At 73.9% G+C, this 7104-nt stretch carries 7 protein-coding genes and 1 pseudogene; 3 read left to right on the top strand and 5 right to left on the bottom strand.

Annotated features, from left to right (window positions below; genetic code table 11):
• Window positions 1-62: 62 nt before the first annotated feature.
• Entirely contained in the window at window positions 63-1484 is a 1422-nt protein-coding gene (locus tag DMH12_RS36050; protein ID WP_125495517.1) for a PepSY domain-containing protein, read from the bottom strand.
• 140 nt (window positions 1485-1624) lie between these two features.
• Here DMH12_RS36050 and DMH12_RS36045 point away from each other — a divergent pair, with 140 nt between their 5' ends.
• Entirely contained in the window at window positions 1625-2281 is a 657-nt protein-coding gene (locus tag DMH12_RS36045) for a peptide deformylase (protein ID WP_125495516.1), read from the top strand.
• Between the two features lie 26 nt (window positions 2282-2307).
• Here the strand turns inward: DMH12_RS36045 and DMH12_RS36040 are convergent, their stop codons facing one another.
• Window positions 2308-3744 carry an NAD(P)/FAD-dependent oxidoreductase gene (locus tag DMH12_RS36040; protein WP_125495515.1) on the bottom strand — a complete coding sequence of 479 codons (1437 nt, stop codon included), beginning with the start codon at window positions 3742-3744 and terminating at the stop codon, window positions 2308-2310.
• Window positions 3745-3863: 119 nt separating this feature from the next.
• On the opposite strand from DMH12_RS36040, the gene trxA reads away from it, so the two are divergent.
• On the top strand, window positions 3864-4253 hold the full coding sequence (trxA, locus tag DMH12_RS36035; protein WP_125495514.1) for a thioredoxin: 390 nt from the start codon (window positions 3864-3866) through the stop codon (window positions 4251-4253).
• A gap of 4 nt (window positions 4254-4257) precedes the next feature.
• Here trxA and DMH12_RS36030 read toward each other — a convergent pair whose 3' ends face one another.
• Window positions 4258-5292, bottom strand: a complete 1035-nt coding sequence (locus DMH12_RS36030; protein ID WP_125495513.1) for a LacI family DNA-binding transcriptional regulator — start codon at window positions 5290-5292, stop codon at window positions 4258-4260.
• Window positions 5293-5340: 48 nt separating this feature from the next.
• Window positions 5341-6018: a TetR/AcrR family transcriptional regulator gene (locus DMH12_RS36025; RefSeq protein WP_125495512.1), complete on the bottom strand. Its 678-nt coding sequence runs from the start codon at window positions 6016-6018 to the stop codon at window positions 5341-5343.
• A gap of 113 nt (window positions 6019-6131) precedes the next feature.
• Here DMH12_RS36025 and DMH12_RS36020 point away from each other — a divergent pair, with 113 nt between their 5' ends.
• Entirely contained in the window at window positions 6132-6695 is a 564-nt protein-coding gene (locus tag DMH12_RS36020) for an NAD(P)H-dependent oxidoreductase (protein WP_125495511.1), read from the top strand.
• Between the two features lie 283 nt (window positions 6696-6978).
• On the opposite strand, the pseudogene DMH12_RS40120 reads toward DMH12_RS36020, so the two are convergent.
• Window positions 6979-7104, bottom strand: a pseudogene (locus DMH12_RS40120) (IS630 family transposase); the annotation flags it as partial.

The raw sequence follows: 7104 nt of genomic DNA, 5'->3' as shown, positions 1-7104 counted from the left end.
CTGCGGGGGATGCGGGGGATGCGGCGGAGCGCGGTGTGGGGCATGGCGCTCCGCCGCCCCCGTCAGACGCCCGCCGCCGCGTCTTCCGTCCGTGTCCGGCGTTCCCGCCGGTGGGCGATCTCGCCGAGTACGACGTCCAGCGCGACGAAGGCGGCCAGGGGGATGCCCAGCAGCGGGACGAAGTAGCCGAGCACCGCGACCGCCGCCAGCAGCGGGACGAGGAGCAGCGGCGGGACCTGCTGCCACGCCCCGCGCGGGATCGGACGGCCGAAGGCGGAGCCCCGGCCACGCCGCCACCACATGCGGTAGCCCCAGACGATCAGCAGGATCAGGGACGCGGCGAGGAGCATCAGGCCGATCTGGTTCGGCAGCCCGAACAGGCTCCCGGTGTGCAGGTCGATGCCCCAGCGGCTGAGCTTGGCGAGCACCGGGTAGTCGGCGAAGCGGAGGACGTCGGTCACCTCGCCCGTCGCCGGGTCCACGGCGACCGAGTCCTGCTTCTCGGGCCAGCTGCGCTGCACCTGCTTGACGACGTAGGCGGAGGACGCGTCGGCGGGCGGCACGATCTCGACGGGGTCGCCGAGGCCCTTGGCGCGCGCGGCGGCGAGGACCTTGTCGAGGCCGACGCCGTGCGCCGCGTCCCCGCCGGCGCCGGCCGCCGCGCCGTGGCCCGAGTGCTCGCCGCCCCCGGTGGCCGACGCCGACACGGACGGCGTGGTCTGGTCGAGCGAGACGCGCAGGTCCTCGATGTTCGCGCCGGCGTACGTCGACCAGGTGAGGCCGGTCGCCGAGAGGAAGATGAACCCGGCCGCGGTCCAGGCGCCGACCGTGCCGTGCAGACCCAGGGTGCGGCGCCGGCCGGTGGTGCCGCGCACCTTGCGCCGGGCCCGGCGGCGGGAGAACCACAGCACCAGACCGGCGCTCGCGATCACCCACAGCCAGCTGGCGGCGAACTCGCTGTACAGCCGCCCGGTCTCCCCCAGGTGCAGGTCGCGGTGGAACTCGTCGATCCAGGTGCGCAGGGGCAACGCCCCGCTGGAACCGTACTGTTCGAGGGCGCCGCGCACCTTCGCCGTGTACGGGTCGACGAAGACCGCGAGCGTGTGGCCGGGGTCGACGCCCTCGACGCCGGACAGCATCACCCTGGTGGTGGCGTCGTCCTCGGGCGAGGGGCGGACGGCCGACACGGCGCCCTCGGGGTGGGCCTGCCGGGCGGCGGCGACCTGCTCGGATATCGGCAGCTTGCGCTCACCCACGTCGTCGACGGTCAGTTCGTGGGCGTAGACCAGCTTCTCGGCCTGGAAGGAGGCGGCGTAGAGCAGGCCGGTGGTGGCCGCGACCAGCAGGAACGGGGCCACGAAGACACCGGCGTAGAAGTGCAGGCGCAGGACCAGGGGGCGCAGGGTGGACCATCTGCCGCGGGTGGGCGGTGGCGCGGCCGTGGCCGTGGACTCGTCCGTCGAGGCCGGGGAGGTGGTGGTCATCGGTGGGCGCTCCGGGGACGTCGTGGGGAGGGGACGATCCCAGTGGTCGGTTCGGACGCGCGCCGGGTTCCCGGCCCGTGCAGTGGCGTACGTCACACTGACGGAGCCGGTGGGGGCGGCGGCCGTGGCATGCTGGCGTGATGGGAACTCCGCGTGACCGCTCCCCCCTTGCCGAGCGCGTCGAGGAACTGCTCGCCCCCGGCGGCCCGTTGCCGATCGTCGAGGCGGGTGATCCGGTGCTGCGCCGCGCGGCCGAGCCGTTCGACGGGCAGTTGCCGCCCGCGCTGCTGGCGCGGTTCGTCGAGGCGCTGCGGCTGACCATGCGCGCGGCGCCGGGCGTCGGACTGGCCGCGACGCAGGTGGGGGTGGGACTGCGGATCGCGGTGATCGAGGACCCGGCACCGGTACCGGAGGAGGTGCGGGTGGCGCGCGGGCGGGTGCCGCAGCCGTTCCGTGTGCTGGTCAATCCCTCGTACGAGCCGGTCGGCGGCGCGCGGGCCGCCTTCTTCGAGGGCTGTCTGAGCGTGCCGGGCTGGCAGGCCGTGGTGGCACGCCCCGCGCGGGTGCGGCTGCGGGCCACGGACGAGCACGGGCTCGCGGTGGACGAGGTGTTCTCGGGGTGGCCGGCCCGGATCGTGCAGCACGAGACGGATCATCTGGACGGCGTGCTGTACCTGGACCGGGCCGAGTCGCGGTCGCTGTCGTCGAGCCGGGCCGTGGCCGATCTGTGGGCGCAGCCGACGCCGGAGCGGGCCGCGGCGGCGCTGGGGTTCGAGCTGCCGGGTCCGGCGGCCTGACCGGCCGCCGGACCCGGCGGGCAGCGTCAGTTGTCGCGGTACGCCTCCAGGAGCCGCAGCCACACCTCGCTGATCGTCGGGTACGACGGGACGGCGTGCCACAGGCGGCTGAGGGGCACCTGGCCGACGACGGCGACGGTCGCGGAGTGGATCATCTCGCCGACGCCGGGGCCGACGAAGGTGACGCCGCGGATGATCTCGTCCTCCAGGTCGACGACCATGCGGGCGCGGCCCTTGTAGTCGTCGCCGTAGAGGCTCGCGCCGGCCACGGAGCCCAGGTCGACGTCGACGGCGCGGACCCGATGGCCGGCCTGTTCCGCCTCGGCGAGGCTCAGGCCGACGGAGGCCGCCTCGGGGTCGGTGAACACCACCTGGGGCACGGCGGCGTGGTCGGCTGTCGCGGCGTGCGCGCCCCACGGGTCGGACTCCAGGATCGGCACCCCGGAGGCACGGGCGGCGATGGCGGCGCCCGCGACGCGCGCCTGGTACTTGCCCTGGTGGGTGAGGAGGGCGCGGTGGTTGACGTCCCCGACGGCGTACAGCCAGTCGTGGCCGTCCACGCGGAGGCTGTCGTCGACGGACAGCCAGGAGCCCGGTTCCAGGCCGACCGTGTCCAGGCCGATGTCTCCGGTGCGGGGCACCCGGCCGGTGGCGAAGAGGATCTCGTCGGCCTCGATGCGGTCGCCCGTGTCGGTGACGGCGACGACGGTGCCGTCCTCGCGGGTGACCGACCGGACGGAGGTGCCGGTGCGGAGGTCCACGCCGGCCTCGGTGAGCGCCTCGGCGACCAGTTCCCCGGCGAAGGGCTCCATCCGGGCGAGCAGCCCGGCCTCGCCGCGCACCAGGAGGGTCACCCGGGAGCCGAGGGCCTGCCAGGCGGTGGCCATCTCGACGGCGACCACTCCGCCGCCGACCACGATGAGCCGGCCGGGCGCGCTCTCGGCGCTGGTGGCCTCGCGACTGGTCCAGGGGCGCACGTCGGCGAGCCCGGGCAGGTCGGGCAGGGCGGCGGCGCTGCCCGTGCAGACGGCGACGGCGTGCCGGGCGGTCAGCACCCGGCGGGTGCCGTCGGGCGCGGTCACCTCCACGGTGCGCGGCCCGGCCAGCCGTCCCAGCCCGCGGTAGAGGTCGGCGCCGATGCCCTCCACCCACTGGACCTGGCCGTCGTCCTTCCAGTGGGAGGTGAATCCGTCACGGCGGGCGAGGACCGCCGCGGTGTCCAGGGGGCCCTGCGCCGAGTCGGCGAGGCCGGGCAGGCGGCGGGCGTCCGCGCGGGCGAGGACCGGGCGCAGCAGGGCCTTGCTGGGCATGCACGCCCAGTAGGAGCATTCGCCGCCGACCAGTTCGCTCTCCACGATCGCGGTGGCCAGACCGGCCGCCCGGGTGCGGTCGGCGACGTTCTCCCCCACGGGGCCCGCGCCGATCACGACGACGTCGTACGCGATGGAATCCGATTGCGTCATGGGGTCAGTCTGGTGGGTGGTGTGCGACGTGGCCACATGGGTACGTGCGCGGAATACCCACCAGGTCGGCAGCGTTGTGCCGACGGTTGTACCCCGATTTCAGGAAGAGGGATCACCTCATGACCAGCACCGTGGAACTCACCAAGGAGAACTTCGACCAGACGGTCACGGACAACGAGTTCGTTCTGATCGACTTCTGGGCGTCGTGGTGCGGTCCGTGCAAGCAGTTCGCGCCCGTCTACGAGAAGGCCGCGGAGGCCAATCCCGACCTGGTGTTCGGGAAGGTGGACACCGAGGCGCAGCCGGAGCTGGCCCAGGCCTTCGGGATCCAGTCGATTCCGACGCTGATGATCGTCCGGGACCAGGTGGCCGTGTTCGCGCAGCCGGGCGCGCTGCCCGAGGAGGCCCTGACGGACGTGATCGGCCAGGCCCGGAAGCTGGACATGGACGAGGTGCGCAAGGCGGTCGCCGAGCAGCAGGCGCAGGCCGACGGCGACAGCGGCCAGTAGGGGTTCAGCTCGACTCGCGGTGGACCACCGCCGCGCCCAGCACCTTGTGACGCTCGGGCGCGGCGCCGGGGTCGTGGACCGCGCGGTCGACCAGTGCGGCCAGGTCGCGGCCGGAGGGCAGCTCCAGGTGGACGGTGCTGAGCCGGGGCCGGAGCAGGCGGCCCAGCATCAGGTCGTCGGCCCCGATCACGGCCGCGTCGCCGGGTACGGCGAGGCCGGCGTCCTGGAGGGCCCGCATCAGCAGCATCGCGTACTCGTCGTTGTACGCGAACACCGCGTCGAGACCGAGGGAGCCCCAGCGTGCGGCCAGCCGGGCGGCGTCCCGCTCCTCGTAGGCGAGGGGCAGCTCGGTGACGGTGGCGTCGGTGCCGCGCACGGCACGGCGGGCGCCGTCGAGGCGGGGCACCGAGAAGACGTCGAGGCCGGGTTCCGCGGGGACGACCACGCCGATGGCGCGCCGGCCCCGGTCGCAGAGGTGGCGGACCGCGCCGTGACCGACGCTCTCCTGGTCCGTGAGCAGCGCGTGCGCTCCCTCGACCGCCTCGGGGCCGAGGGTGACGACCGCGCGGGCGCCGGAGCGCTTGAGGACCTCCACCCCCTGCGGGTCCAGACCGGCGCCCGGCACGAGGACCGCGACCGGGCGCAGCTCCGCCCAGGCGCGGGCGGCCTCGTAGCCGTGCAGCCCGACACTGCCGTACTGCACGACCGTGTAGTCGAGGCGGGCCAGGGCCCACTGGAGTTCGCTGAGGAACCGGCTGTAGAGGGGGCCCGCGGGGAAGGACGGCGCGGGCATCAGGACCATCCGGCTGTGTCCGGCGCGCAGCGAGCGGGCCGCGGCGTGCGGGACGTATCCCAGCTCCCTGGCCGCCTCGTGCACCCGGCGGCGGGTGGGTTCGCTGATCCGGACGGCGCCGGTGTTGTTCAGGACGTAGGAGACGGTCGCGCGCGAGACGCCGGCCAGCCGGGCCACATCGGCGCTCGTGGGCACGGAGCGCGGTGCGAGGGACTCGGCGGCGGACGGTTTCGGTATCTGCACCATGACGTACGGCATCTTGGCAGAAGCCGGATACGGGGCTCCGGCCGGGGCTCAGGCGGCTGGGGGCTCGGTGCGGGTGACCCGTGCGACCAGGTCCAGCCAGCCCTCGCGGAGCCGCTCCGAGGGCATCCCGCACTGTTCGGTGAGGTGGTGGATCAGGGCGACGTCGAGGTAGGCGAGCAGCGTGTGGGAGAGCAGCTCGCTGTCTCCGTCCGGGACCGCCTGCCGCAGCAGCAGGGCCAGGTGACCGCGTAGGAAGCGGCGCGGCGCGAAGGTGTGGCGGCGCTCCGCACTGGGCTCCGCGGCCAGTTGCAGGTCCAGTTCGTCGATCGAGCGGCGCAGCATCGCGCAGCCGAAGGCGCGCAGCCGCTCGACGGGCGGGGCGCCGGGGCCGAGCGGCGGCGGTCCGCTGAGCAGGGCGGCCTGGAACTTGCGCTCGGAGTGGTCGAGGAGGGCCGCGAGCAGCCCGGTGCGGTCGCCGAAGCGGCGGAAGACCGTCCCCTTGCCCACCGAGGCCGCGGCGGCCACCGCCTCCATGGTGACGCCGGCCGCGCCGTGCTCGGCGACCAGCCGCTCGGCGGCCTCCAGCAGCCGGGCTCGGTTGCGGGCGGCGTCGGCGCGCAGGCAGGGCTCGTCCTCGGCCGGCCCCGGGCCGAGTTGCAGCAACTCCAACTCGGTCTGGCCGACGGTCTCTTCGGACTTCGGGAAGGGCGGCGGGGCGGCGGACATGAACCCAGCGTAAAGCATGGGAAGAAAACTGGACCGCGGTCCGTTTGAGATGCTAGAACTTAAACGGACCCCGGTCCGGATCTATCGCGGCAACCTTTTCAGTGGGAGTACTCATGTCTGTCCGCATCCTTGCGCTCGTCGGCAGCCTTCGCGCCGGTTCGCACAACCGCCAGCTCGCCGAGGCGGCCGTCAAGTTCGCGCCGGAGGGCGCCGAGGTCCACCTGTTCGAAGGGCTCGCCGACATCCCCTTCTACAACGAGGACGTCGACGTCGAGGGCAGCGTCCCGGCCGCCGCCGCGAAGCTGCGCGAGGCCGCCCAGGCCTCCGACGCCTTCCTGTTCTTCTCCCCCGAGTACAACGGCACCATCCCGGCCGTCCTGAAGAACGCCATCGACTGGCTGTCCCGCCCGTACGGCGCCGGCGCGCTCACGGGCAAGCCGGCCGCCGTGGTCGGCACCGCCTTCGGCCAGTACGGCGGCGTGTGGGCGCAGGACGAGGCCCGCAAGGCCGTGGGCATCGCGGGCGGGAAGGTGATCGAGGACCTCAAGCTGTCCATCCCCGGTTCGATGACGCGCTTCGCCGAGACCCACCCGTCGGACGACGCCGAGGTGGCCGCCCAGCTGACGGAGGTCGTCGCGCGGCTGCACGGCCACGCCGACGAGGCCGTCGCCGCCTGAGCGGCACCCGGGACACGTACGGGACCGGAGCCGGAGCGGGCTCCGGTCCCGTACGCGTCTGTGCCCGGCCTGCGGTTCGCCGCTGACCCGCCGCCCGGATCCGCGGCCTGGGTCGTGTCCGCATAGTCCCGCCGTCCGCCCGGAGGGCGGGCCCGCGGCGTCCGGTGCGTGCTCTCGGCGTGCTGGGCGCAGCCCCTCGTACTGGGCGTACTCGGGGCTTCGCCCGGTGCGGCGAGAGTGCGTGCCGGGCGTCGCGGGGCAGGCGGGACTTTGCGGACACGGCCTAGTCTTCTGAGTCAGGAATTCTGTTCAGATAGCTGGCGAGGCGTTCGAGGATCTCGTCTGCGGTCTTCATCCAGACGTAGGGCTTGGGATCGGTGTTCCATGCGGCGATCCAGGTCCGGATGTC

The sequence above is a fragment of the Streptomyces sp. WAC 04229 genome (assembly GCF_003947455.1).
GTDB lineage: Bacteria > Actinomycetota > Actinomycetes > Streptomycetales > Streptomycetaceae > Streptomyces.
This window is presented reverse-complemented; position numbering and strand designations above follow the sequence as displayed.